This is a genomic window from Bacteroides sp. AF20-13LB (assembly GCF_003603065.1).
Lineage (GTDB): Bacteria > Bacteroidota > Bacteroidia > Bacteroidales > Bacteroidaceae > Bacteroides > Bacteroides uniformis.
On sequence record NZ_QTMH01000006.1, the window covers coordinates 239843 to 266581 of the forward strand.

At 46.6% G+C, this 26739-nt stretch carries 18 protein-coding genes and 1 tRNA gene; 11 read left to right on the forward strand and 8 right to left on the reverse strand.

The genetic code is table 11. From position 1 onward, the window contains the following. Positions 1-120: 120 nt before the first annotated feature. The 3 genes from DWX62_RS09015 to DWX62_RS09025 all read right to left on the reverse strand — a co-directional run bounded on the left by DWX62_RS09015 (position 121) and on the right by DWX62_RS09025 (position 9536). Positions 121-6018 (reverse strand): alpha-2-macroglobulin family protein, encoded by a 5898-nt coding sequence (locus tag DWX62_RS09015; protein WP_120172752.1) that lies wholly within the window; start codon positions 6016-6018, stop codon positions 121-123. Positions 6019-6721: 703 nt separating this feature from the next. Beyond that, positions 6722-8179 carry an aminoacyl-histidine dipeptidase gene (locus tag DWX62_RS09020; RefSeq protein WP_118940842.1) on the reverse strand — a complete coding sequence of 486 codons (1458 nt, stop codon included), beginning with the start codon at positions 8177-8179 and terminating at the stop codon, positions 6722-6724. Between the two features lie 370 nt (positions 8180-8549). Next, positions 8550-9536 carry a lysylphosphatidylglycerol synthase transmembrane domain-containing protein gene (locus DWX62_RS09025; RefSeq protein ID WP_009037168.1) on the reverse strand — a complete coding sequence of 329 codons (987 nt, stop codon included), beginning with the start codon at positions 9534-9536 and terminating at the stop codon, positions 8550-8552. A 135-nt stretch (positions 9537-9671) separates the two neighbouring features. Between DWX62_RS09025 and rsmA the strand changes: the two genes are divergently transcribed. The 3 genes from rsmA (at position 9672) to DWX62_RS09040 (ending at position 13803) form a co-directional block, all read left to right on the forward strand. Then, a complete protein-coding gene (gene rsmA / locus DWX62_RS09030) occupies positions 9672-10466 on the forward strand; it encodes a 16S rRNA (adenine(1518)-N(6)/adenine(1519)-N(6))-dimethyltransferase RsmA (RefSeq protein ID WP_120172753.1) in 795 nt (264 codons plus the stop codon). Positions 10467-10491: 25 nt separating this feature from the next. Then, a complete protein-coding gene (gene mgtE / locus DWX62_RS09035) occupies positions 10492-11832 on the forward strand; it encodes a magnesium transporter (protein WP_120172764.1) in 1341 nt (446 codons plus the stop codon). A gap of 117 nt (positions 11833-11949) precedes the next feature. Beyond that, positions 11950-13803, forward strand: a complete 1854-nt coding sequence (locus DWX62_RS09040; RefSeq protein WP_008665652.1) for a DUF349 domain-containing protein — start codon at positions 11950-11952, stop codon at positions 13801-13803. Between the two features lie 84 nt (positions 13804-13887). On the opposite strand, the gene DWX62_RS09045 is transcribed toward DWX62_RS09040, so the two are convergent. Next, entirely contained in the window at positions 13888-15066 is a 1179-nt protein-coding gene (locus DWX62_RS09045; protein WP_005824030.1) for a phosphoribosylaminoimidazolecarboxamide formyltransferase, read from the reverse strand. 182 nt (positions 15067-15248) lie between these two features. Beyond that, positions 15249-15319 (reverse strand) — tRNA-Gln (locus tag DWX62_RS09050). A gap of 217 nt (positions 15320-15536) precedes the next feature. On the opposite strand from DWX62_RS09050, the gene rsfS reads away from it, so the two are divergent. From rsfS to DWX62_RS09065, 3 genes are read left to right on the forward strand one after another with little or no spacing between them, the layout of a single operon-like run. After that, complete coding sequence (gene rsfS, locus DWX62_RS09055; protein ID WP_005824036.1) at positions 15537-15896, forward strand: ribosome silencing factor; 360 nt, start codon at positions 15537-15539, stop codon at positions 15894-15896. Between the two features lie 9 nt (positions 15897-15905). After that, complete coding sequence (ftsH, locus tag DWX62_RS09060) at positions 15906-17918, forward strand: ATP-dependent zinc metalloprotease FtsH (RefSeq protein WP_005824037.1); 2013 nt, start codon at positions 15906-15908, stop codon at positions 17916-17918. Next, complete coding sequence (locus DWX62_RS09065) at positions 17908-18750, forward strand: phosphatidate cytidylyltransferase (protein WP_005824038.1); 843 nt, start codon at positions 17908-17910, stop codon at positions 18748-18750. The genes ftsH and DWX62_RS09065 overlap by 11 nt, the downstream gene beginning before the upstream one ends. A 117-nt stretch (positions 18751-18867) precedes the next feature. Here the strand turns inward: DWX62_RS09065 and DWX62_RS09070 are convergent, their stop codons facing one another. The 3 genes from DWX62_RS09070 to surE form a co-directional block, all read right to left on the reverse strand. Then, positions 18868-19617, reverse strand: a complete 750-nt coding sequence (locus DWX62_RS09070; RefSeq protein WP_005835182.1) for a NigD-like protein — start codon at positions 19615-19617, stop codon at positions 18868-18870. Positions 19618-19715: 98 nt separating this feature from the next. Beyond that, the gene (gene lpxB, locus DWX62_RS09075; protein ID WP_005835179.1) at positions 19716-20861 is read right to left on the reverse strand and encodes a lipid-A-disaccharide synthase; all 1146 of its coding nucleotides are present in this window, start codon (positions 20859-20861) and stop codon (positions 19716-19718) included. A gap of 24 nt (positions 20862-20885) precedes the next feature. Beyond that, a complete protein-coding gene (surE, locus tag DWX62_RS09080; protein ID WP_005824046.1) occupies positions 20886-21650 on the reverse strand; it encodes a 5'/3'-nucleotidase SurE in 765 nt (254 codons plus the stop codon). Positions 21651-21807: 157 nt separating this feature from the next. Here surE and DWX62_RS09085 point away from each other — a divergent pair, with 157 nt between their 5' ends. The 5 genes from DWX62_RS09085 to DWX62_RS09105 all read left to right on the forward strand — a co-directional run bounded on the left by DWX62_RS09085 (position 21808) and on the right by DWX62_RS09105 (position 26727). Continuing rightward, a complete protein-coding gene (locus DWX62_RS09085) occupies positions 21808-23244 on the forward strand; it encodes a family 16 glycoside hydrolase (RefSeq protein ID WP_120172754.1) in 1437 nt (478 codons plus the stop codon). Positions 23245-23289: 45 nt separating this feature from the next. After that, positions 23290-23763, forward strand: coding sequence for a DUF456 domain-containing protein (locus DWX62_RS09090; protein WP_005824051.1), 474 nt, complete (start codon positions 23290-23292; stop codon positions 23761-23763). 421 nt (positions 23764-24184) lie between these two features. Next, the gene (locus DWX62_RS09095; protein ID WP_008665665.1) at positions 24185-24955 is read left to right on the forward strand and encodes an AAA family ATPase; all 771 of its coding nucleotides are present in this window, start codon (positions 24185-24187) and stop codon (positions 24953-24955) included. A 107-nt stretch (positions 24956-25062) separates the two neighbouring features. Then, positions 25063-25947 (forward strand): ParB/RepB/Spo0J family partition protein, encoded by an 885-nt coding sequence (locus tag DWX62_RS09100; RefSeq protein ID WP_005824054.1) that lies wholly within the window; start codon positions 25063-25065, stop codon positions 25945-25947. Continuing rightward, positions 25948-26727, forward strand: coding sequence for a DUF5683 domain-containing protein (locus tag DWX62_RS09105; RefSeq protein WP_005824056.1), 780 nt, complete (start codon positions 25948-25950; stop codon positions 26725-26727). It begins immediately after the preceding gene. Positions 26728-26739 lie beyond the last annotated feature (12 nt).

The following is a 26739-nucleotide window of genomic DNA, read 5'->3' on the forward strand; positions in this document are numbered from 1 at the left end:
TTTCCTAATTCTGCCACTCTCATTCAATATTAGTCGGACAAAAATAGGTGTTTTTAGCGAGAGTACCTAAAATAGCGGAGCGCAATTTGTACAAATTGCGCTCCGCTCCATACTCTATTGTTACTTTATTACAATTATCCCTCCCGCCGAATGCGAAGCATACTCCGGAGCATACGCACACTGTATCGTGGCCAGCCCCGTTTCGTATGTTCCGCCACGGGCTATGCGATAACTGTGCTCTAAGACATAAACGCCTTTGCCCAAATGGTCGAAGAAGAAATTGGTTGCGGCATCTTCCACTTCTGCATAATAACCGAGGCCATTACTCCAACGATAACCGGAAAGCGAGCCTATAGGTTCAAAGCAGGCACCCCGCTGGTCTTTCAACTGAACAAAATCCATAGTACGGTCCAAGCGGATAGTCAAACGGGCCACTATTTTATCACCGACGGATAATACGGTCCCTTCCGTAACCGGTTGCAAGGACTTGCTACCACCGGCCGATATACGCTCTACATAAAGTTTCTTCTCTACATTCAATTCACCCCCCTGCTGCTTTACATCAGATATGGGTGACAGATACTGGGCATAAACAGCTCCCCAGGCAATGCCTGCATCCCGTTTCTCTACGGTGACGGTTTTAGCTTTCAGCTCCGGACTTCCTTGAGCGAAGGTTTCCTTGACATAACCCAAACCCGGGATTATGGTCTTTGTAGGCGACAATGTTTCCAAAACTTTGTTACCTAACGTGATACGTACGTCTCCCCGACTTTCCAGCAGATTAGTACCTTGACAAAGCAATGCATAAACAGCATCAGCCGTTGCAACCGGAGAATTCCAACTGGTAGTCTGCTTCTGTTTCAGCAGCCAGAGTTTCATTTCCTCCACCAAAGCATCGTTGCCACCTGCCATACGCAGGGCTTCCATTACTTCCACATGGGCAGGGATGGGCAGCATACCCCAGTTATACGGATTTGCTTGGAAAGCAAAGTATGCACCCAGTTCATCCGTCTGTACCAGATGTTCCTTGAGGGAAGCGATGAATTCATTCGCCTCGGCTGTACGCCCTACTGCTTTCAGGATGATGGCAGACTGCGCCTTGCTGCTCATGGTTCCATCTTTAAGATTGGCACCTACTTTTGATAGGAAATAGCGGTAAGCCGCTTGATTGTCTGCCGGCACTTGTTCGCCGCTAAGGGCTATCAGATACAGATATGTCATTGCCGATTCGGAGTTGGCAGTAATTCTGGCGCCATTTTTTTCGGCTTTACGGATATTGCGATACTCTTCCAAAGCCTGCCGATTCAAATAGCCGAAAGCTTTCTGCCGCATGGCGGCAACTTCTTCAGGCTGTTCATTTTTCGTCAGCAGAGGAAGACGAACAAGTAATTCTGTAATATAGCCAGTTATATAGCGGCTACCGGACATTCCCTTATACCAGCTCCATCCACCGTCTTCACCCTGCAATTCTTTCAATTTGGTAAAAGCGGAAAGATTGCGGTTATTCAGTTGGTTGATATCAAACAGCGTGGCAATACGTGCCTGCTGTTCGGCTTCAGTAGTAGCTTCCAGTACCCACGGAGACTCGCTGAGCAGGATATTCTTCACATCCTGATTCTTCTCCAACTGGCTGAGGAAGGTTTCTTTCGTGCCACCGGCAGCCTTCCAACTGTCAAATACAGTCTTAATGCGGGGCTGGCTGTTGGCAATGAAGCCTGCCAGACTATTGGCATACCAAGCTGTAGCCCAAGAAATGGCATTATCATTGGCAGGCAGGCTCAATGCCGGCAACGCTTGTACAGCATACCAAGCCGGATTCCCGGTAAATTCTACAGTCAGACGACGGTCTGTCGCTGTACGGCTATTACGGTTGAAAAGGCTGTCTAATGAGAACGTACGGGTCTCCTCGCCACGGATAGGCATAGCAAGCGTTTCCGTAATATACTCCTTATTACTTAATACGGGCAACAGATGCTGCTCGCCATCGCTAAACGTACCTCCATCGGCAACCATACGAATACCAAGCAAATCATAGCGGTCGGACACTTCGAAATGGAAGTTGACAGCAGTATTTCTTCCTGCTTCTACCAAGAATTTCTGACGTTGAGTAGCAATAACTTTCTCCGTCATAGGGTCGAACAGTGTGAATACTGCTGTTCCTTTCACCGCTTTACCCGTCAGATTGGCTATTGTTCCGGCTATCTGTGTTTTATCTCCAACGCGGACAAACCGAGGCATATTCGGAGTCAGCATAAACTCCTTGGCAGTTACAACGGAAGCATCCAATATCCCAGTCAGCATATCCTTAGTATGTGAGTAACCACGGAAATTCCAACGAGTCAAGCTCTGCGGCATCGTAAAAGAAAACGCAAGCTCCCCTTGTTCGTTTGTACGAAGTTGAGGATAAAAAAAGGCTGTTTCGGCAAAGTTGGTGCGAAGCCCCTCAATAGGTTGCAAGGCCTCGCCAACCGGTATCGTTTCCGATTCAAAAACAACATCTTCCACCGCGTCTTCCGCTACTTGTGCAGGAACATATTTCACTTCAACGGCATTCCCGGATTCTGCTTTGGAAGCAAGCATCGGCTGGTTGGCACCACGTATTCTAAGATTACCGGTCAAAGAGCTATTCCGGGTAGTCCCATACCCCACAACACTTACTTCTTCCAAAAGCGCATTGTCTTCTACCATCACTATCCGCATCCTTCCATCCATATAAGGAGAACAGAAGTAGTCAAACGACCACACCGGAACCCTCCAAGCCTTCAACGGGAAATAAACGGAGAAGTAATTGCTATTATAACGGCTCGCACCACGGAATGCCCCATACAGATTATCCGGATAGAAAACCCGTAGTATCTGGTTACTCTTATAAATCTTATCCAGTGAAGCGTCGTACATCGTAGCCAACATCTCAGCCGCAGCAGGCATACCTTGAGGCGTCTTTATGACGAGCTTCCACTCTTCTTCCTGTCCGGGACGCAAACGGTCACGGAACACTTCCCATTTCATGTCGAGAGCACGTTCCGGCTCCCGCTTCTTCAGTTCAACCTGATGACTGTACATCTCGCCAGCTTTCACAAAACTGAAAAGAATGGTGATTCCCTTGCCATATGCTTCCTTATAAGGGAATTCCATACGAATAATAGTATCATTCAACTGCAACACACGGCTTTCAATGCGTTTTCTGTCACAAAAGACATCCATCAGCACATATGCATCCCGATAAGAAGTCCCCAAAAGAAAAGCGGCAGGGTACTGTACATCAAATTCCTCATTTTCTTTATAATAAAAGAAATCTGTAAACGCAGCCGGACGCTTGTCACTCTTTGAAAAGAGCATGAAACTGTCACTGCCATATGCCCCATTATTCTCTTCACGTCCCAAACTATCACGTACAGAAAGTTTCAAGCGATAGTTACCTGAAGGAAGCTTGTTCCAAGCCGAAAAATCCTGGAGCCGATTGGCTGTGAAGGTACCCTCCAATACAACATCATCCAAGGGTTCAGAACCTGCAATATTCCTTGCCCCATTTTGTTCTGCAAATGGATAAAGGCAATAGGAACCTTCAATGTGCTGAGGAATATTCATTACATTATTCACTCCAAAAGTGAAAAGCATACTGTCTTCCTTACAAACATATTGAGGCAAGCGAATATCAAAGGAATAAGCCTTAGGACCTGCCAACAAGTTATACGAAGCGGATTGCGTTTCACCGGCCTCATCCGTCACCACCGCCTCCACATGATAAGTATACACACTCCCATACCCGTCTGTATCTACAGCCGGAGCTTCCAAAGTCAAGGGTATGGAAAAATCCCCGTTGGTATCCAATTGTATGGTGTCAGACAATAATGGTTTATCAGCATTGCTCCAATAACCAGGTCTCGGATTCCGGCGAGTCACCGTATATGCCAATGGCACATCCTGCACCATCATGCCATTGAAGGCCTTGACATTTCCTTTCAACACAACCTTGTCACCCAGCCGATAAGCTTCCGAAACCGGAGTGAAGGCAATCTCGAACGTAGGTCGCTTGTACTCCTCTACCCTAAAAGTGACGGTAGATTGAGTCTCTTTGGTTCGTATGCTGAACATGCCATTCAGGCAAGCTGCCGGAAGTACAAACTCCGTAGCAAAAGAGCCGAAATCATTGGTCCGCCCCTTCCTGGTGGCAAGTTCCTTGCGGTTGGCATCCAACAAGACAAGCTCATAATCAACTCCTTGTAGTACCTGGGCGCTATCACTATTCTGCTTGTAAGCTATCCCTTTTACATGAACGGTCTGCCCGGGACGATAAAGCGAACGGTCTGTCAGCAATGCCATCTGCCTCCAATCTGTATCCTTAATACCGTAATAAGGATGATTCATATAAACGTTCTGCGGCATCATGGCTGTGTCTCTGCCTTTACGCGCCACATAACTTCGGATTTCACTCTGCCAGGGTAATACAGCTTTCCCCCCGGCATCAGTCAGTACCTCTGCCATCACTTTTCTATTCTTCTCATCATAAGAAGAGTAGAAACTCACCTTGGCACCAGCAATCGGCTGTCCACTACGGGCATCCAATGTAGCCACTTCCATACGGTTGTCACCCAAATCCAATGTCAGCACCTTGAAGCGGGTAGATACCAGAAATTTATCATCTGTACGGGCCGTTTCAGTATCAGGTACTATTTGAAGAATATAGACTCCCGTTTCCCGAGGAATCATGAACTTAAATACAGTGTCCGAGGCAAGATAAGGGACATCTTCAGGCAATTTATCCTTGCCTGGCAACGGCTTTAAGCCAAAATGCGTGGAAGAAAACTTCCGGGCATACTTTCTATAAGTATCTTTATTTATACCATGGTCCATCCAAGGTACTTCACTTAAAGTAGTGGTATATAAGTTGAGAGTGAAGCCCTCGACATTACGATAATGCAGCCTCATATTCACCGAATCGCCGGGATAACCGCTTTCATTCATAGTCAGAATGAGTTCAGGCTGTAAAATCTGTTCACGGATATTTTTCAACTCATTGATACGCTTATACGCAGGATAGCGCTTCAAGCCTTCTTCACAGACTTTTAGAGCCTCATCAGCGCGTTTCGGTTCCAAACGGCGCAGGTGGTTGGCTTTATGAATGTAAACCTCGGCACAAACCTCTCGTGAACCGTATTCCTTTATCAATTTATCCAAAACCTCAAGATATTCCCGATTAGCCTTTTCCTGACGCATTCGGAAAGTAGGATAAGGCTGCTGGCTGATACCACCGGTCAACTTCCAGTTCCAATAATCAAGACAACAGAGCAACATAGCATCTTCCGAACCGGCACGATGGCGATAAGCATTCATCATATCCAGATAAATCCTTTCGATACGGGTCTGTACCAAAGAATCCACGCTGAAACCATCCAGCTGCCGATAAGCATCAACAGCACGGCTTACCAATAGATGGTACATATCGTGCCCATAGAACCGGCTACCGTCTTCCAACACCACAAAAGGCACATATTGTTCTGCAGATGTATTGAGCAAGCGGATGGAATCCTGCAAGGATGCACGGTTACACCTATCTATTTTATCCACAAACTGGCTGATACTCCACTCACGGATATCTTCTGGAACCTCGTCAACAGTCAGTAAAGTACGTGACAGCAAGACACGGCGATTCTTCCGCATCAAGTCAGCATATTCATATGCCAACAAAGAGTGTAGAATAGCCTTGTTCACCGGATTCCTCTCCGATTGTGCCCAAGATTCCATATATTTCAGACTGGAGTAAAGGCTGTCCGGAGTCAGCCCCTCTTGATAAGTCTCCCTACAAATGTAGGCTTTCAACATTTGCGGAGCATTCTGCTCTTGCCGACCTTTCCGATAGATTTCATCAGCCAGTTTTATCACTGTTTGAGGCAGGCTTTTCTTTTGAGCCTGCTCCACCTGCTTCCACAACTTATCGTACGTCTGCGCATACAATGCCGAAGCCCCAAATGTAACCAGCAGCAACAATATGCTACAAATTCTTTGAATTACTCTCATAATTATTCGTTTGTTAGTCTTTGTATTAATAACAAAGGAAGTGAATAAAGTTCAAACAAATGTACTTTTGGACATAAAAAATCTTATTCTACTCCTACAAAAAAACAAGGGATATGTTTTGCAAACATATCCCTTGTGCTATACTTAAATGTTAGTGTACTCACATTTGGAGGCTATAATATCTCATTGCCTCCATCCAATTCTTACCAGCTGCGGTAAGAATGTGCTTAAATGAATTTGCAATCTTCTTTTTCATAATCTTAAAAAATTAAACTAATACCTGAAAACTAAAATTCAATACTTCACGAAAGGGGGGGGAATGCTTAAAGCATTACGTAACCCCAAATGTTCTTATCGGCTTCGCCGACATGCTTAAAAAAACTCTTTAACATTTTCATTTTGTTATCCTCCTAAAATCAATCTTGTTATCCTTAAAAAATCTACTAGTTTTCTATTGTTTTCATGTTTTACAACACAAAAATAGAGCCTTTGTTCAAGATAACAAGCAAAAAACAGATAGAAAACATGTTTTATAACATATTTCTTGACTTAGGTCAATTTTTAGGGAGAAAGTGCAAGGATATTGACATACCATTGTAATAAGTCTGGGACATTCTGGCAGAAAGAGGACAAACTGTCACAGACAAAAAAGGCAGGATACTTAATAAAGCACCCTGCCCCTATTCATTACATAAAGTATTCTCTACTTTTCAGGAGTCTGCTCCAATGTAGCCACCAAGAAATCATAGAACTTGGAAACAGTAGGAATTAACGCACGCTCGTCCGGTGAATGCGGAGAACGCAAAGTGGGACCGAAAGAAATCATATCGAGTCCTGGACAATTGGCACCAATAATACCGCATTCCAAACCTGCATGAATAACCTTCACGGCAGGTTCCACACCAAACTGCTGCTTATAGGACAGCTTCATGGCATGCAGTATGGGAGAATCCACATTGGGTTGCCATCCGGAATAGCCACCACTCAACTCCACCTTCATACCTGCCATAGCGAAACAAGCTGTCAGGCTGTCTGCCAGGAAATCCTTCATCGTATCGCAAGAACTACGCGCCAAAATACGAACTTCGGCCTTACCATCTGCAATGATTACGATAGCCAAATTAGAGGAGGTTTCTACAGTATCGGGAACAGTAGGAATCATACGCATCACACCATTCTGGCAAGCCATCAACACGTTAATCATATTATCCTGGATTTCTGAAGGAACAACGGCAGTGGGTAGAGTTACCTCTTCTATACTCAGGGTAATACCACTTTCAATCGGAGCATATTCGTCATTCAGTTGTGCCTCGTATTCCTTCATATAATCTTCCAAACCGTCCATATCCTCAGGATTGAACACCAATACTGCATGTGCTTCGCGAGGGATAGCATTACGCATATTACCACCTTCAAAACTTGCCAGCTGGGAGTCAAACTCAATCAGCAAATCATGTACGATGCGTGCCAGCAATTTATTGGCATTACCGCGCCCTTCATTGATTTCCAAACCGGAGTGACCGCCACGCAAACCTTTCAGCGTAATCTTACGAGCAACGAAATCGGCCATAGGCGTCTCCTCCTTATATTCCAAAGTAGCAGTAATATCAAGACCACCGGCACAGCCGATATAGAGTTCGCCTTCGTCCTCAGAATCAAGGTTCAGCAGAATTTCCCCTTGCATAGTCCCGGGTTTCAAGCCGAATGCACCATACATTCCCGTTTCTTCATCCTTGGTAATCAGGGCTTCCAATGGACCATGCTTCAAGTTATTATCTTCGAGCACCGCCATAATGGCAGCCACTCCCAAACCATTATCTGCTCCCAGCGTAGTTCCTTTGGCTTTCACCCAATCACCGTCAACATAGGTTTCAATGGGATCTGTTGTAAAATCGTGGATAGTATCGTTGTTCTTCTGGGGCACCATGTCCATATGCGCCTGAAGGATGACGCCCTTGCGGTTTTCCATACCCGGAGTGGCAGACTTACGAATAATAACATTGCCGACCTCGTCGACAAATGATTCCAACCCCAAACCTTTTCCAAAATCAATAAGGAATTTGGTAATCTTCTCCATATGTCCTGACGGACGGGGAATCTGGGTCAGTGAATAAAAGTGCTTCCATACATTCTGTGGAGCTAACTGTAAGATTGTACTCATAATTCTAAAAAGTTAGTTTTCGCAAATATAACGGTTTATTCTCGGAAAGTACAATAAACCGGGATTTTTCTAAAGTACTAAATCATCAGCTATCTTAAACATGGCTTTTACATCTTCACATATTGCGATAGAACATCTGCACCTAATATAGCTACCATATTTAGGAATTTCTCCCACTTCTATATCCAAGCAACAATATCGTTTAAAGAAACCAATCTTCCAACAACCTTTAGGCTTCAGTACTTATAAGGAAGTACTGAAGTACTTGCAAAGAAGTATTACAGTACTTTTAAAGGAGTACTCTCTATAAGTACTGTCTCTATCCTCTAACACAAGAAGTGACAATATAGGAACCCACCACAAGAAACGTCTATTTCTTTGCCCTATTCGCCAATGCCAGGTGCAACGACCCGTAGATGCCTAACACTATCACCAGCAACGTCTGTATGCCATGCACTATCAGAGCAAATATACCCGCATCCGTAGCATTTACCCCATAAAGCATCATCATAGTGATGACAGCAAAGTGCCAGGGTCCTGCCCCGTTGGGCGTGGGAACAATAACTGCAAACGTTCCGCCGACAAACATCACCAGCCCGGCAAGGAAACTAAGGTGCTCCGTAAACTGGAAGCAATAGAAAGTTATATAGAAATGATAGAAATAGCATAGCCAAATAAGTAAAGTGTAAAGAACAAACAAAGGCACATTCTTCACATTCTTAAGCGACATCACACCTTCCCATATATTCAAGACTACTCCCTTTACCTTTTCAAAAAAAGAAAGCATACGCAACAGAAAATAGAGAAGTACCAAAACACCAATAATAGAAAAAAAAGCCACATAAAACCAAGGGGAAGTCACAAGATGCACCAGCGAAGGAATCTTGGTGCCCGTCTCCTCGAAAAAACGGAAAAAAACGGGCATCTGCACCAAAAAAGTAATCCCCGTAATCAGCAGAATGCAAAGCGTATCTACCAACCGCTCTGTCACCACCGTCCCCAAGGACTTCGCAAAGGAAACATTATCATATTTGGCAAGTACTCCACAACGTGAAACCTCTCCCACACGGGGCAGTACCAGATTGGTGGCATAAGATACGAAAATGGCATCGACGCAATCGCTTGTTTTGGGATGAGCATCCAGTGGCTCCAAAGTCTGCTTCCAACGCCAGCCTCGTAACACATGGCTCATCACACCGAAGAACAAGGACAACAACATCCACCACCAGTTCGTCTGATGAAGGAGAACTTCTTCTGCCTTTGAAAAGTCAAAATCACGATATACCCAATAGAGGATAAAACCACCTAATAAAATGGGTAAGATGATTTTCAATGTCTTTTTTAGCAGCTTATTCATACGATATTCCCAAATTCTTCATTCTTCATTCTTCATTCTTCATTGAAAAGAACTACCTTTGCTCCGTGTAAAGATAGGTTGTAGTTCGCATTACAGCCTGCATTTACGGAGCAAAAGTAATGATTTAGTTGATACATGAGAGTAGTTAAACCTAAAAAGTTTCTCGGGCAGCACTTCCTGAAAGACCTGAAAGTGGCACAAGACATCGCCGACACGGTAGATGTCTGTCCCGAAATTCCCATCCTCGAAGTTGGTCCGGGAATGGGGGTACTGACCCAGTTTCTTCTGCCCAAAGAGCGCAACGTCAAAGTAGTAGAACTGGACTACGAGTCAGTGGCCTACCTACGGGAAGCCTATCCGCAACTGAAAGACAACATCATTGAGGACGACTTCCTCAAAATGAACCTGCAACGGTTGTTTGGCGGACAAGCTTTTGTATTGACGGGAAACTATCCTTATAATATCTCCAGCCAGATATTCTTCAAAATGCTGGAATATAAGGACCTGATTCCCTGCTGTACGGGTATGATACAAAAGGAAGTAGCCGAGCGCATAGCAGCCGGACCGGGCAGCAAGACATACGGAATCCTAAGCGTACTGATACAAGCATGGTACAAAGTGGAGTACTTGTTTACGGTACACGAACATGTCTTCAACCCACCCCCAAAAGTTAAAAGTGCCGTCATCCGCATGATGCGCAATGAAACGCACGATTTAGGATGCGATGAGAAATTGTTCAAGCAAGTAGTGAAAACCACGTTCAATCAACGACGCAAGACTCTACGGAACTCCATAAAGCCGATACTCGGCAAAGACTGTCCACTGACGGAGGACGTATTATTTAATAAACGCCCGGAACAACTGTCCGTAAAGGAATTTATTCAGCTGACCAACCAAGTGGAGCAGGCATTGAAAACGATTAATGATTAGTGATCAAACACGAACAATCATGGAAATAGACGAAGAATACATAGACAAAGTCAAAAGCCTGATAGAACAGAAAGACGCGGAAAACGTCAAAACACTTTTGACAGACCTTCACCCGGCGGATATTGCAGAACTGTGTAATGACCTCAGCTTGGAGGAAGCCCGCTTCGTTTACCGCCTCCTTGACAACGAAACGGCAGCGGACGTACTGGTTGAAATGGACGAAGACATCCGGAAAGAATTCCTGGAACTTCTTCCTTCGGAGACCATTGCCAAGCGTTTCGTGGATTATATGGACACGGACGATGCCGTAGACCTGATGCGCGAACTTGATGAAGACAAGCAGGAGGAAGTACTTTCGCACATCGAAGATATAGAACAAGCCGGTGACATCGTTGACCTGCTGAAATATGATGAAGACACTGCCGGTGGTTTGATGGGTACGGAAATGGTGACTGTCAATGAAAACTGGAGTATGCCGGAGTGCCTGAAGGAAATGCGCCTGCAAGCTGAAAAGCTGGATGAAATTTACTACGTATACGTCATCGACGACGAAGACCGTCTGCAAGGGGTATTCCCATTGAAGAAAATGATAACTTCCCCTTCTGTCTCCAAGGTAAAGCATGTGATGCGGAAAGATCCTATCTCCGTCCATGTAGATACCCCCATTGACGAAGTGGTACAAATCATCGAAAAGTATGACTTGGTGGCAGCTCCTGTTGTAGACAGTATCGGGCGTCTGGTAGGCCAGATTACCGTAGACGACGTTATGGACGAAGTCCGCGAACAGTCGGAACGTGATTACCAGCTGGCATCCGGTTTGTCCCAAGATGTAGAAACGGACGATAATGTCATGCGCCAAACTTCTGCTCGCCTTCCATGGTTACTTATCGGTATGTTAGGCGGTATAGGCAACTCCATGATATTGGGTAACTTCGACACGACTTTCGCCGCCCATCCGGAAATGGCCCTTTATATTCCGTTGATTGGTGGTACGGGGGGAAACGTGGGAACCCAGTCGTCTGCCATCATCGTGCAAGGCCTTGCCAACAGCTCACTGGATGCCAAAGACACCTTCAAGCAGGTAGCCAAGGAAGCAGTAGTGGCGGTCATCAATGCCACCATCATCTCCCTGCTGGTATACATCTATAATTTTATCCGGTTCGGAGCTACGGCTACGGTCACTTATTCCGTCTCCATCAGCCTCTTTGCAGTCGTCATGTTCGCCTCCATCTTCGGAACGCTGGTCCCCATGACTTTAGAGAAACTGAAGGTTGACCCGGCCATTGCCACCGGCCCGTTTATCTCCATTACCAATGACATTATAGGCATGATGCTGTACATGGGTATCACTGTCTTACTGTCATAAAAACAAGAAAATAGAAAAAAATCAAGGCAAATTGTATGAAGTAATCATTTTATTTCATTAATTTGTAGCCTAATGTAACCCGAACGGGAGGAACCCGTTTCTAAAAAAGTAAATACAATGACGGACACTCATGACACTAATCTCCCCGAAAAGCCGGTGGAATTAGAAGAAGAAAAGAAGACAGCAGAGGTTTCTGAACCGGCAACAACAGAAACTCCCGCTGAAGAAATCGTTTCGGAAAAGCCGGTAGAGCCAGTTCAGAAGCTCACGAAAGAGGAAATACTTGCCAAACTCAAAGAGGTGGTTGCAGACGTGGAGAACGTGGCAAAACCTGAAATAGACGGTTTGAAGCAATCTTTCTACAAGCTGCACAATGCTGAGCAGGAAGCGGCCAGAAAACTGTTCATTGAAAACGGAGGCGCCGCGGAGAACTTTGTTCCACAAACAGACAGTGTGGAAGAAGAGTTCAAGAATATCATGTCCGTCATCAAAGAAAAAAGAAGCGCACTCACAGCCGAACTGGAGAAGCAGAAGGAAATGAACCTGCAGGTAAAGCTTTCCATCATCGAAGAGCTGAAGGAGCTGGTTGAATCTCCAGATGACGCCAACAAGAGCTATACGGAGTTCAAGAAACTACAGCAGCAATGGAACGAAGTTAAACTCGTTCCGCAAGCTAAGGTCAACGAGCTTTGGAAAAACTACCAATTGTATGTTGAGAAATTCTATGACCTTCTGAAACTGAACAATGAATTCCGCGAATACGATTTCAAGAAGAATTTGGAAATCAAGACACATCTCTGTGAAGCTGCCGAAAAGCTGGCGGATGAAGCGGATGTAGTTTCAGCTTTCCATCAGTTACAGAAGCTACATCAAGAATTTCGTGATACAGGGCCGGTAGCCAAGGAACTACGCGACGAAATCTGGGCACGTTTCAAAGCTGCCTCTACAACCGTAAATCGACGTCACCAGCAACATTTCGAAGCATTGAAGGAAGTGGAACAACACAATCTTGACCAAAAGACCGTAATTTGCGAAATCATAGAAGCCATCGACTACAAAGAACTGACAAACTTTGCTTCTTGGGAGAGCAAAACGCAAGAAGTCATCGCACTTCAAAACAAATGGAAGACCATCGGTTTCGCTCCGCAAAAAATGAACGTGAAGATTTTCGAACGTTTCCGCAAAGCGTGCGACGAGTTCTTCCGTAAAAAGGGAGAGTTCTTCAAGACCCTGAAGGAAGGTATGAACGAAAACCTGGAAAAGAAGCGTGCCTTGTGCGAAAAAGCAGAAGCTCTTAAGGACAGTACCGACTGGAAAGTAACTGCCGATGAACTGACCAAACTTCAGAAAGAATGGAAAACCATCGGTCCGGTAGCAAAGAAATATTCGGATGCCGTATGGAAACGTTTCATCTCCGCTTGTGACTACTTCTTCGAACAAAAGAACAAAGCCACTTCTTCACAGCGCAGCGTAGAGCAGGAAAATCTGGAAAAGAAAAAAAACATCATCGAGAAACTGAATGCTATTGATGACCAAATGGATACGGAGGGAGCTACCCAATTGGTACGCGACCTCATGAAAGAGTGGAACGGCGTAGGACATGTACCTTTCAAAGAGAAAGACCGAATCTATAAGCAATACCATAGTCAGATAGACAAATTGTTTGAACGCTTCAACATCAGTGCCTCCAACAAGAAGCTAAGCAATTTCAAGTCGACTATCAGCTCCATTCAGGAAGGTAGTCCACAAGCCCTTTACCGGGAACGTGAGAAGCTGGTACGTGCCTTCGACAATATGAAGAACGAGCTCCAGACATATGAAAACAATCTCGGCTTCCTGACCACTTCTTCCAAGAAGGGAAATAGTCTGCTGACAGAAATCAACCGCAAGGTGGAAAAGCTGAAAGCAGACATCGAGCTTGTGAAAGAAAAGATAAAAGTGGTGGACGAGAACATCAAAAACCAAGGATAACGTAACAAGATAAGACTTAATAAAAAAGGAACCCGCCCCTACAGCTATGCAGCCGTGGGGGCGGGCCTACTTTTATACCCCTTATCAATGATGGAACAGACGGATACCCGTGAACGACATGGCAATGCCATATTTATCGCAAGTTTCAATCACATGGTCATCGCGTACAGAACCACCCGCTTGGGCAATGTAATCTACTCCACTCTTATGGGCACGCTCAATATTGTCTCCAAAAGGGAAGAATGCATCCGAACCCAAAGAAACACCTTTCAATGTATCCAACCAAGCCCGTTTTTCTTCACGGGTCAGCACTTCAGGTTTCTCCGTAAAGAACTGCTGCCAAACACCGTTAGCCAGCACATCGTCATGGTCTTCACTGATATAGACATCAATCGTATTATCACGGTCGGCACGGCGGATTTTCTCTACCCATGGCAAATTCAACACCTTCGGATGCTGGCGTAAATACCAAATGTCGGCCTTGTTGCCCGCCAAGCGAGTACAGTGGATACGGCTCTGCTGGCCGGCACCAATACCGATAGCCTGACCGTCCTTCACATAGCATACAGAATTCGACTGCGTATATTTCAAAGTGATAAGGGCTATCATCAAATCACGTTTCGCTGCTTCCGGGAAATTCTTATTCCGAGTAGGAATATTCGCAAAGAGTTCATCTCCATTCAGCTTTATCTCATTACGTCCCTGCTCAAACGTGATACCAAAGACATCCTTATGTTCAATCGGGGCAGGCTTATAGCCGGGACTTATCTGAATCACATTGTAAGTTCCTTTACGCTTTTCCCTCAAGATAGCCAGTGCTTCGTCCGTATACCCCGGAGCAATAACGCCATCCGAGACCTCGCGGTTAATAAAACGTGCAGTAGCCTCGTCGCACACATCACTCAAAGCGATAAAGTCACCATAGGAAGACATACGGTCGGCACCGCGGGCACGCACATATGCGCAAGCAAGCGGAGAGAGCGGAAGATTATCCACAAAATAAATCTTCTTCATTGTCTCGTTGAGTTCCAAGCCGATGGCGGCACCCGCCGGACTGACGTGCTTGAATGAAGTTGCAGCAGGCATACCGGTCGCCTCTTTCAGTTCCTTTACCAACTGCCATCCATTCAAGGCATCCATAAAATTAATATACCCCGGACGTCCATTCAAAACCTCAATAGGTAACTCCCCCTCCTGCATGAAAATGCGAGCCGGCTTCTGGTTAGGGTTACAGCCGTACTTCAGTGCTAATTCTTTTGCCATAAAATTCTGCTTTAATGTTGAAATGCTACAAATTTACAGAATATTTCCGGCTTACAGAAGCCTTGTCACTGAATTTGCCACCGAATACCTACACTGAAATTTTCGTACATGGTCGAAAAGCAACAAAAAACCACTAAAACTTGCGATTTTAGTGGTTTTTTGACTTAAATAAGGTAAGTTCGTTGGGCTACCTGGATTCGAACCAGGAATGACAGGACCAGAATCTGTAGTGTTACCATTACACCATAGCCCAATTGTTATTATTTCCGTTTTGCGGTTGCAAAGATACAAAGATTTCTATAAATCAAAACAAAAACGAGTATTTTTTTCGCAAAAAACTGATAAGATACCGTAATCCAAAGGATTATATAACTAAAAAAAATCAAAAATTGAAAGAGTTTTCCTCTTTTGCGTGTTTGATATGAGAAATCAACGTATATTTGTCAACTGTTTTAATATAATAATGTATAATGAACGAAACGAAGAAACTGATTCAACAGATAACAGAAGGTATTCAAGATAAAAAAGGAAAAAAAATCGTCATCGCAGATCTGACAAAAATCGACGATACAATATGCAATTATTTCGTCATCTGCCAAGGAAACTCTCCCAGCCAAGTGACAGCCATTGTAGAATCCATCAGGGACTTCACACGCAAGGGTGCCGATACCAAGCCCTTTGCCGTAGACGGGCTGCGCAATGCCGAATGGGTAGCTATGGACTACTCGGACATATTGGTGCATGTCTTCCTGCCTGAAACAAGGGAATTCTACAATCTGGAGCACCTATGGGCAGACGCCAAATTAACTCAAATTCCTGACCTCGATTAATCAAAACGTATGGACAATAATACCAACAAGAAACCCAATAAAGTGAATATGCCCAAGTTCAACCTGAACTGGCTGTATATGATTATAGCGATGATGTTGCTGGGGTTGTACCTGACCAATGAAAGTGGTACGGCAACTAAAAACATCTCTTATGATGAATTCCAGCAATATGTACGAGACGGTTATATAAGCAAAGTCATCGGCTACGACGACAATTCCGTCGAAGCATACGTCAAACCCCAGCACGTAGGAAACGTATTTCGCCAGGACTCCAGCCGCGTAGGCAAGAATCCGCTTATTACGACCGAGGCCCCCTCACGCGAGAGCCTAGGTAATTTCCTGCAAAAGGAAAGAGACGACGCCCACTTTGACGGCTCCATTAACTACGAAAAAAAGCGGAACTACTTCGGTGCCATTTTGTGGCAGATTCTCCCCTTTGCATTCCTTATCGGTTTCTGGATTTTCATGTCCCGCCGCATGAGCGGTGGTGGAGGCATGGGCGGAGGTGGAGGCATCTTCAGCGTAGGAAAGTCCAAGGCCCAATTGTTTGAAAAAGGTTCCCCCATCAAGATTACATTCAAGGATGTGGCAGGACTTGCTGAAGCCAAGCAAGAGGTAGAAGAAATTGTCGAGTTCTTGAAAGAGCCCCAGAAATATACCGATTTGGGAGGTAAGATACCCAAGGGCGCCTTGCTGGTAGGCCCTCCGGGAACCGGAAAGACCCTGCTTGCAAAGGCCGTGGCCGGAGAAGCCAACGTACCTTTCTTCTCTTTGGCAGGTTCCGACTTTGTGGAAATGTTTGTCGGCGTGGGAGCTTCCCGTGTCCGCGATTTGTTCCGCCAAGCAAAGGAAAAAGCGCCTTGTATCGTGTTCATCGACGAGATTGACGCTGTAGGGCGTGCCCGTGCCAAAGCAGCCGCTATGGGTGGCAACGACGAGCGCGAGAACACATTGAACCAGTTACTGACCGAGATGGACGGTTTCGGCTCCAATAGTGGTGTTATCATCTTAGCCGCCACCAACCGTGTGGACGTTTTGGATAAGGCATTGCTGCGCGCCGGACGTTTTGACCGCCAGATACATGTAGACCTACCCGACCTTAATGAGCGTAAGGAAGTATTCGGTGTACACCTGCGCCCCATCAAGATAGACAATAGTGTGGATGTAGACCTTCTGGCACGCCAGACTCCCGGATTCTCGGGGGCAGACATTGCCAATGTATGTAACGAAGCAGCTTTGATAGCCGCCCGCCACGGCAAGAAGTTCGTCGGAAAGCAAGACTTCCTGGATGCCGTAGACCGTATTGTGGGGGGATTAGAAAAGAAAACCAAAATCACTACCGAAGCCGAACGCCGTTCCATTGCTATACACGAAGCCGGCCATGCCAGCATCTCCTGGTTACTGGAATACGCCAATCCGCTGATTAAAGTAACCATTGTACCCCGTGGACGCGCTTTGGGCGCGGCTTGGTATCTGCCGGAAGAACGGCAAATCACCACTAAGGAACAGATGCTCGATGAGATGTGTGCCACCTTGGGAGGACGTGCCGCCGAAGACCTATTCTTAGGTAGAATATCCACCGGAGCCATGAATGACTTGGAACGCGTGACAAAGCAGGCGTACGGTATGATTGCCTATCTGGGTATGAGCGAAAAACTACCCAACCTCTGCTATTATAATAATGAGGAATATTCCTTCAACCGCCCGTATAGCGAAAAGACTGCGGAATTGATTGACGAAGAAGTGAAGCAGATGGTTAATGAACAGTACGAACGTGCCAAGAAAATATTGTCCGAAAACCAAGAAGGGCACAACCGGCTGGCACAACTGCTGATTGACAAAGAAGTAATCTTTGCCGAAGACGTTGAACACATCTTTGGGAAACGTCCATGGGCTTCCCGTTCGGAAGAAATCAGTGCAAACAAGACTGCTGCCGAGCTGAAAAAAGCGGAGCAAGAAGAAGAGCAAAAAGCCATAGAAGCAGAAAAGGAAGTTAAGGAAGAAGAAAAGCATGAAAAATAACTTTATCCAACGTGCCGTTACCGGCGTGTTATTCGTCATAGTATTGGTGGGCTGTATTCTTTACAGCCCCCTTTCGTTCGGTATACTGTTCACCATTATCAGCGCACTGAGCGTACATGAGTTTGCCCAATTAGTCAGCAAGAGCGGCGAAGTAAGCATAAACAAGACCATCACTGCATTGGGGGGAGCCTACCTTTTCCTTGCATTGATGAGTTTCTGTACCCAGCAGTCTGTAGGAGCACGAGTATTCCTTCCTTATTTGGGACTATTGCTCTACATGATGATTACGGAACTTTACCTCAAGAAAAAGAATCCGACGGGTAACTGGGCCTACTCCATGCTAAGCCAATTGTACGTGGCACTCCCCTTTGCCCTGCTGAACGTACTTGCTTTTCAGAATTCCCCGGAAACGAGCAGTGTGACCTACAACCCTATTCTACCGCTTTCCATTTTCGTATTTATCTGGTTGAGCGATACAGGTGCCTATTGCGTAGGTTCGCTGATAGGCAAACACCGTCTGTTCGAACGTATCTCACCTAAAAAATCCTGGGAGGGCAGCATCGGCGGCGGAATATTCTCCATCGCTTCCTCTCTTGGCTTTGCACATTTCTTTCCTTTTATGCCAGGATGGCAATGGGTAGGTCTGGCAATCGTTGTCGTCATTTTCGGCACTTGGGGCGATCTGACCGAATCACTCATGAAACGCCAATTGGGCATCAAGGATTCCGGTAACATTCTGCCGGGGCATGGAGGGATGCTCGACCGTTTCGACAGTGCCCTGATGGCAATTCCTGCAGCAGTTGTTTATCTATATGCCTTGACGATGTTCTAACGACGGCTCACATGACCAAACTTACATAAAACAAATATAAAAAGAGCACCCGGGCAAGATGAATGACATCAAAATCCCGGGTGCTCTTTCTAACTATATACTCTCGCAAACTCTTTCTTACTTCAACTGCATATTGGACAAATCCACATTAGTAGTCAGCTTTTCATTACTCCCCGCAGTTTTCAAATCAAAGGTTACTTCCACCTCTCCATTCTCTTCTGAATTGAGTTTCAACTTGATGCCTTTGGTTTCAGAGGGGATGTCCAGACTGTTCAAGTTATAGGAGACAGCACCAGGACTACGACGTCCCGTCAGGTCATCATAATCGTTATAGCGGAGTTCCAAATGGACGTATCCATCTTCGCCATACAAAGCATCATCTTCTTGCGGACGCACCAGGCTGATGCGGTGTTTATTATCAGTCGAAGATGGCAGGTTCTGCATGAAAAAAATGTTCATATAGCCACCACTGATGGTGATATCACCTTTATATATAAACACGGGGTCATTACCAAATTCCTCTTCGGTTTCGGGAGTCAGCGTCTCCACCTCTTTCGTCAAGACGTTCTGCAGACGCAGCAGCTTCACAGCATGGTCATATCCTGCATAGTTGTCCCACAAAGGATTGAACACGGTAATCACACGCTGCCCATCCACAGCATCATACCACCCTATGTCCGTATTCACCGGCCAGAGCGTCCCCCAAACATCGCAGTTTAAATAAAAGGCATTTCCCGTAACACGCACAGTGGCCCACAAAGGCGGGGTAAAATCACCCAAAGAATATCCGTCGTTATCATCACATGATTGCAAAGCGGGCATCACTGCCAAACATATTGCCATAAATAACCAATGTAGCTTTTTCATAATCAAAGTCCTTTTCATTTGTTTCTATATAGAAAATACAAAAGCCGGGCATTTACTGCACCGGCTTTTCCCATTTTAACAAATTCTTAATTTTTCGATTATTCTTCCCTCCTCCTCAGTAATGCCACCATCTCGCGGGCAGCATGTTTGGGTGCCCCTGCCTCTCCCAGACAGGATGCCATATACTCATATCCCTCGAGCATCTGACGGCGGTATTCCTTATCGTACAAAATGCGGTTCAGCTCCGAGCGTACCTGCTCTACCGTCATGGTATCTGCAACCAGCTCTTTCACCACCTCCCGGTTGGCTATGAGATTGACCAGGGAAATGTACTTCACTTTCAGTATATGCCGTTTCAGGAAAGCGATAACCTTCCCTATCGGAGTATGGTAACATACCGCTTGCGGCACACGAAACAGAGCTGTTTCCAGCGTTGCCGTCCCCGAAGTGACCAGTGCAGCCTCTGCCTGCCTCAACAAAGGGAATGTCTTGTTGAAGATAATCTTCACGTCCACCCCACCCACATAACGTTTGTAATACTCGGGGGAAATACCCGGAGCACCGGCCAGCACCAGTTGATAATCGGGAAAAGAAGCTGCCGCACGAAGCATGTCGGGCAGATTGTCCTTGATTTCCTGCTTGCGGCTACCAGCCAGCAGAGCAATAACGGGTTTGGCCGAAAGTCCGTTTGCCCGGACAAAGTCGTCGAATGTCTCTGAGCTGGAAGCAAGAAAAGCCGTCACTTCATCCACTGTCGGATTGCCGACATAATGTATCGGATACCCGTGCTTCCCTTCAAAAAACTCCACCTCGAACGGTAGGATGGAGAACAGCTCATCCACATCCCGTTTAATATTCTTGATGCGGTATTCCTTCCATGCCCAAATCTTGGGAGAAATATAATAAAAGACAGGAATCCTTGTGTTGGCATGGACAAACTTGGCTATATCCAGATTAAAGCCCGGATAGTCCACCAAAATCAGCACATCCGGCTGCCACGTAACAATGTCCTCCTTGCAGCGCTTCATATTGGCAAAGATGGTGCGCAGATGCAGCAGTACGGGAATGAACCCCATATACGCCAACTCTTTGTAATGCTTCACCATCACACCGCCCACTGCAGCCATGAGGTCGCCTCCGAAGAAACGGAACTCCGCTTGCGAGTCCTCCTCCTTCAATGCAGCCATCAGATGGGAGGCATGCAGGTCGCCGGAAGCTTCACCGACAATCAAGTAATACTTCATATCAATTGATAATTGTCAATTAATTCAGAACCATGCTTTCAGTTCATCAATCAAGCCGTATGCCGTTGCATCCACCGTGGTCGGGGTGATTGCCACATAACCGTTATCAAGCGCCCAATGGTCATTCTTCTCATTTTCGGCATCGTTGTTCTCAAACTCGCCGGTCAGCCAGTAGTAATGGGCATCTCCTCTATGGGCAAAGTTTTCCCATTCATTGGTCCATTGCCCCTTGGTTTGTTCGCAAATCTTCACACCCTTCAATTCTTTGGTATCGGGGAAGTTGACATTGAGGCATGTCAACGGAGGGAGTCCTTTCTCCAATACCAGCCGGGCTATCTCGCGGATGTAAGGACCTGCAGGTTCAAAATCAGCGTTCGGCTCATGGTTGCAAAGGGAGAATCCGATGGAAGGCACTCCTTTCAGGCATCCCTCTATCACAACGCCCATCGTACCGGAATAATGCAGGTTTACAGAAGAATTGTCGCCGTGGTTGATGCCGCCTACCACCAAGTCGGGCTTGCGGTCGAGCACCGTATGAAAAGCCAGCTTCACACAATCGGTCGGCGTACCGGAACACTTGTATACCGTCAGCCCAACATCCTTACGGACCAACTGGTAGTGGATAGGTTCCGTTACAGTCAGCGCACACGCACTTCCAGAGCGAGGTGCATCCGGCGCCATTACCACAATCTCGCCCAGCGGACGGAGGAATTTGATTAACTCGCTAATACCTTTCGCAATGATGCCGTCATCATTGGAAATCAATATCAAAGGTCTCTGATTTTCCATAACTTTCTTTTTTATTATCGTGCAAAAGTAGCTAAAAAGGCTTTAAACAGAATACTACAAAGATAATAATTCTTTTGTATTCAAAGATATTTTCAGAAAAGGCTAACTTTGTACCGACAATAATTGGAATATAATCATTCATAAAATCCATGCTATAATGAACACTTCTTGCCATTCTACCATTGCTGCACGCATCGAGACGGCAGCTGCCGCAATTATTCTGTTTCTAACAACCCTGACAAGCTGTGGCAGGAGCAGTTCTCCCGAGCCACTTGACCAATGGAATGACGGGACATCTACGCTTCACACGGCAGACCCGGTCATTGCAGAAGGCCGGAAGCTCTTCAACGACAAAGAATACCAAAATTTCCGACTCACCGGAGAAGCCCTCACACAACCCGGCTCCGAAGCAGGCCTCCTCTTTCATACGGACGGCGAGTCCGGTTATGAAGTGATATTCCGTAACGGAGACATCGACGGCACACGCAAGAGCGGCTCACTCGCCTCGGTGCGCAACCTCTATCGCTCACTCGCAAAAGATGGAGAATGGTTTGACTTCGAGATAACCGTACGCGGACAAAACATCATTGTCTGCATTAACGGAACCGAAGTTGTTTGTTATACCGAACCCGGACACCCATATCGCACAGAGGAGCACGCCCGGCAACTGCTGAGTCAAGGTTCCATTGCCCTGCAAGGCATACACGGCGAAGTGTCATTCCGGAATCTCGCCATCGAACGGCTTGCCAAGGAGGCACGCAACGAAGCCGACACGCTTGCTCCGGTAGACGAGCGCACGGATGAGATAATCAGGCTACAGCAGCACGATTTCCCAGTTATAGACTATCACGTTCACTTGAAAGGAGGGCTGACGAAGGAAATGGCACACGCCATGTCCATGAATTACGGTATCAACTATAGTGTCGCCCCCAATGCCGGAGAAGGAGGCGTAGGACGTATGCTGGCCGATGACAAAGAAGTGTACGACTATTTTAATGAAGTAAAAGGGATGCCATTCCTGTGCGGTGTACAAGGTGAGGGACGCAAATGGACGGCAACTTTCTCGCAGGAAGCTTTGGGGATTTTCGATTACCTGTTTACCGACGCCATGACCATCATAGACCACAAGGGACGTAATTCGCGCATCTACCGGGCCGAAGAAGCACTCTTTGATGACATTACGCTTGAACAGTATATGGACCACCTTGTCGACCAAACAGTCCTGATTCTGACCAACGAGCCAGCCGACATTTATGCCAACCCTACCTTCTTGCCCGATACTATGGCGCATGATTACGACAAGTACTGGACGGACGGACGCATTGAACGCGTATTGAATGTATTGCAACAACATGGAATCGCTCTGGAAATCAATGCACGCTACCGGATTCCCAGTTTCGAGATTATCCGTCGCGCCAAAGCACGTGGAATCAAACTCACATTCGGTACAAACAATGTCGATGCCGACTTCGGACGACTGGAATACTGCGCCGAAGCCATCAAGCAATGCGGCCTCACAGCCGACGATATATGGTTCCCGTCGATGAGCACACGCCGCTCCCGCCCCATTGTCATATACAACCGATTCGAGTAGCAGGGAACAACCGCTGTCATCTTCACCAACAGAAACGATACACCTATGGACATTCTTCTCATCATCTTGGGCATCCTCTGCCTGATTGTCGGATTGGCAGGCTGCATCCTGCCTATGATTCCGGGACCGCCCGTAGCCTATGCAGGCTTGTTGCTTCTACATTTCACGGACAAGGCGCAGTTTTCCACCACGCAGTTACTTTTATGGCTGGCAGCAGTCGTCCTTGTACAGATACTGGATTATTTCGTCCCGATGCTGGGCAGCAAATACAGCGGAGGCAGTCGGTGGGGAACGCGCGGCTGCCTCATAGGCACCATCGTAGGGTTGTTCTTCATGCCTTGGGGCATCATCCTCGGCCCCTTTCTCGGAGCCTTTGCCGGCGAACTGATGGGAGGCAGCAAGACAGACCAGGCCTTGAAATCGGGGCTGGGCTCGCTGCTTGGATTCTTGCTGGGCACAGTAGTGAAATGTGTGATGTGTGCGTACTTCTGCTGGGAGTTCGTCAAAGCCTTGGTCTGACACCAGCTCCTCTCCTTCTGCCCGGGAACAACTTATCCCCCGACCATCTTCCACACGGTAGTCCATCTGCATGAGATGTACATCTCGAGCAACATGAGATGCACGTTTCAAACAACACGAGATGTACATCTCATGCAAGTAGAGAGAATAGTCCAAGCCAATGTCTTCCATTGGTTTACAAATCTTAATCTTCTGCAAGCGAGACAAAAAATCAGCTTCATTTCAAGATAAATACGTATATTTGCCCACTAAACAGAGAAAGAACGCTTTACGCGCAATTTACAAGAAGAAAAACAGCGGTAAACGTCTGTGAGTTATTAACAAAACAGCCGACTTATCAACCGTTTTTGCAATCTTTCTCCAAATTTGTAGGCGCTATCCGGAATTATCACTTATTTCGCTGCCAATAAATATTGAGATTATGGGAAAAATAATTGCTATGGCTAACCAAAAGGGTGGTGTAGGCAAGACTACGACGACAATCAACCTCGCAGCCTCACTCGCCACGCTTGAAAAGAAAGTGCTCGTTGTAGATGCCGACCCGCAGGCCAATGCCTCCTCAGGATTGGGTGTGGACATCAAGCAGTCGGAATGTACTATCTACGAGTGCATTATTGACCGTGCAGACGTACGCGAGGCCCTTCATGACACGGAGATAGACACACTGAAGGTAATCTCCTCCCACATCAATCTGGTAGGTGCCGAAATAGAGATGCTCAATCTGAAAAACCGCGAAAAGATACTGAAAGAAGTACTCGCTCCGCTGAAGAATGAGTTTGATTATATCTTGATAGACTGTTCCCCGTCTTTAGGTCTGATTACGGTCAACGCACTGACTGCCGCCGATTCGGTAATCATCCCCGTACAAGCGGAATATTTTGCACTGGAAGGCATCAGCAAATTGCTGAATACCATTAAAATCATCAAGTCCAAGCTGAACCCTGCCCTCGAAATCGAAGGCTTCCTGCTGACGATGTACGACTCGCGTCTGCGCCAGGCCAACCAGATTTACGATGAAGTGAAACGCCACTTCCAGGAATTGGTATTCAACACCGTCATCCAGCGCAATGTGAAACTGAGCGAAGCTCCCAGCTACGGCCTGCCCACCATTCTCTATGACGCAGACTCAACCGGAGCCAAAAACCACATGGCACTTGCCAAGGAATTGATAAGCAGAAACGAAAAGAAGTGATTATAGTGGTTAGTGATTAATGATTAGTGATAAATACCATATTTACAATGCACAAACAAATCATCCCGTATGGTTAAATTGTAAATCGTCAAATAGTAAATAAACAGATGGCACAAAGAAATGCATTAGGACGCGGGCTAGACGCCCTCTTCTCCATGGATGAAGTAAAGACCGAAGGCTCCTCCTCTATCAATGAGATAGAGCTGTCGAAGATTACGGTCAATCCCAACCAGCCCCGTCATGAATTCGACCCGGTTGCGTTGCAGGAGTTAGCCGATTCCATCTCCGAAATCGGCATCATACAGCCCATCACCCTGCGCAAGCTTAGCGACGACGAATACCAGATTATCGCCGGCGAGCGTCGTTTCCGTGCTTCGCAGCTTGCCGGACTGACAAGCATCCCTGCCTATATCCGCACTGCAGATGACGAGAACGTCATGGAAATGGCGCTCATCGAAAACATACAGCGCGAAGACTTGAACTCCGTAGAAATAGCCCTCGCTTACCAGCATCTGTTGGAACAATACGGACTGACGCAGGAACGCCTCAGCGAACGCGTTGGTAAGAAGCGTACCACCATTGCCAACTACCTGCGCCTGCTCAAACTGCCCGCCCCCGTCCAGATGGGACTGCAGAACAAGCAGATAGACATGGGACATGCCCGCGCGTTGGTAACGCTTGGCGATCCCAAACTGCAAGTGAAGATTTTCGAAGAAATCCTGGAGCACGGGTATTCCGTACGCAAAGTGGAAGAAATCGTAAAGTCACTGAGTGAAGGCGAAAGCGTGAAGAGCGGTGGTCGTAAGATTGCCCCCAAGCGCGCCAAACTGCCCGAAGAATTCAATATGCTGAAACAACAGCTCTCGGGCTTTTTCAGTACCAAGGTGCAGCTAACCTGCTCGGAGAAAGGAAAAGGTAAAATCAGTATCCCGTTCAATAACGAAGAAGAATTGGAACGTATCATCGGCATTCTTGATACGCTGAAGAAATAAATGAGGAAAAAAGGAAGAATATATCAGTTAGCCATTGCCCTGCTGCTCTGTTTTTTACAGATGGCAGGGATTGCTATGTATGGTCAGGACCGTCCACGTGCCGCTTCCAAGCGTGCGCAGCGGCATCAGACCGATACACTCAACACCGTGGTGAACCGGGACAGCCTCACTGTTGCCGACAGTCTTGCAGCCGAAAACAAGCGGAAGATGCTGGAAATGACTGCCAGCCCCGACCTGAAGGAACAGCCCGTGCCTACAGACAGTCTGCAAAAGGCCATCGACCCCAAAAGGTGGGTACCTAATCCCACAAAAGCCACCTGGCTTGCCCTCGTCATTCCCGGCGGTGGACAAATTTACAACCGCAAGTATTGGAAACTGCCCATCTTCTATGGAGGATTTGCCGGTTGTGCCTATGCCCTTACGTGGAACAGCAAGATGTATAAGGACTATTCGGCCGCCTACAAGGATGCCGTAAATGGTAATTTCAACTCCAGTACCATTACCGACCTGCTGCCTCCCAACTATAACTATACCGAAAGCCAGCTGACGGAGACACTACGGAAGCGTAAGGATACCTTCCGACGATACCGCGACTTGAGCATCTTCGCCTTTATCGGTGTATACCTGCTGTCTGTTGTCGACGCATACGTAGACGCAGAGCTGTCCAACTTTGACATCACCCCCGACCTCAGCATGAAAGTGGAACCTGCCATAATCAACAGCCAGATGACTGGTTCCTCTAATAAGAACGTCGGCGTGCAATGCAGTTTCCGATTCTAAAAACGAAAATTA

Excerpts from the sequence above, each read along its gene's own strand:
- DWX62_RS09015 (WP_120172752.1), bottom strand. The coding sequence starts at position 6,018 with ATGAGAGTAATTCAAAGAATTTGTAGCATATTGTTGCTGCTGGTTACA.
- DWX62_RS09020 (WP_118940842.1), bottom strand. The coding sequence starts at position 8,179 with ATGAGTACAATCTTACAGTTAGCTCCACAGAATGTATGGAAGCACTTT.
- DWX62_RS09025 (WP_009037168.1), bottom strand. The coding sequence starts at position 9,536 with ATGAATAAGCTGCTAAAAAAGACATTGAAAATCATCTTACCCATTTTA.
- rsmA (WP_120172753.1), top strand. The coding sequence starts at position 9,672 with ATGAGAGTAGTTAAACCTAAAAAGTTTCTCGGGCAGCACTTCCTGAAA.
- DWX62_RS09040 (WP_008665652.1), top strand. The coding sequence starts at position 11,950 with ATGACGGACACTCATGACACTAATCTCCCCGAAAAGCCGGTGGAATTA.
- DWX62_RS09045 (WP_005824030.1), bottom strand. The coding sequence starts at position 15,066 with ATGGCAAAAGAATTAGCACTGAAGTACGGCTGTAACCCTAACCAGAAG.
- rsfS (WP_005824036.1), top strand. The coding sequence starts at position 15,537 with ATGAACGAAACGAAGAAACTGATTCAACAGATAACAGAAGGTATTCAA.
- ftsH (WP_005824037.1), top strand. The coding sequence starts at position 15,906 with ATGGACAATAATACCAACAAGAAACCCAATAAAGTGAATATGCCCAAG.
- DWX62_RS09065 (WP_005824038.1), top strand. The coding sequence starts at position 17,908 with ATGAAAAATAACTTTATCCAACGTGCCGTTACCGGCGTGTTATTCGTC.
- DWX62_RS09070 (WP_005835182.1), bottom strand. The coding sequence starts at position 19,617 with ATGAAAAAGCTACATTGGTTATTTATGGCAATATGTTTGGCAGTGATG.
- lpxB (WP_005835179.1), bottom strand. The coding sequence starts at position 20,861 with ATGAAGTATTACTTGATTGTCGGTGAAGCTTCCGGCGACCTGCATGCC.
- surE (WP_005824046.1), bottom strand. The coding sequence starts at position 21,650 with ATGGAAAATCAGAGACCTTTGATATTGATTTCCAATGATGACGGCATC.
- DWX62_RS09085 (WP_120172754.1), top strand. The coding sequence starts at position 21,808 with ATGAACACTTCTTGCCATTCTACCATTGCTGCACGCATCGAGACGGCA.
- DWX62_RS09090 (WP_005824051.1), top strand. The coding sequence starts at position 23,290 with ATGGACATTCTTCTCATCATCTTGGGCATCCTCTGCCTGATTGTCGGA.
- DWX62_RS09095 (WP_008665665.1), top strand. The coding sequence starts at position 24,185 with ATGGGAAAAATAATTGCTATGGCTAACCAAAAGGGTGGTGTAGGCAAG.
- DWX62_RS09100 (WP_005824054.1), top strand. The coding sequence starts at position 25,063 with ATGGCACAAAGAAATGCATTAGGACGCGGGCTAGACGCCCTCTTCTCC.
- DWX62_RS09105 (WP_005824056.1), top strand. The coding sequence starts at position 25,948 with ATGAGGAAAAAAGGAAGAATATATCAGTTAGCCATTGCCCTGCTGCTC.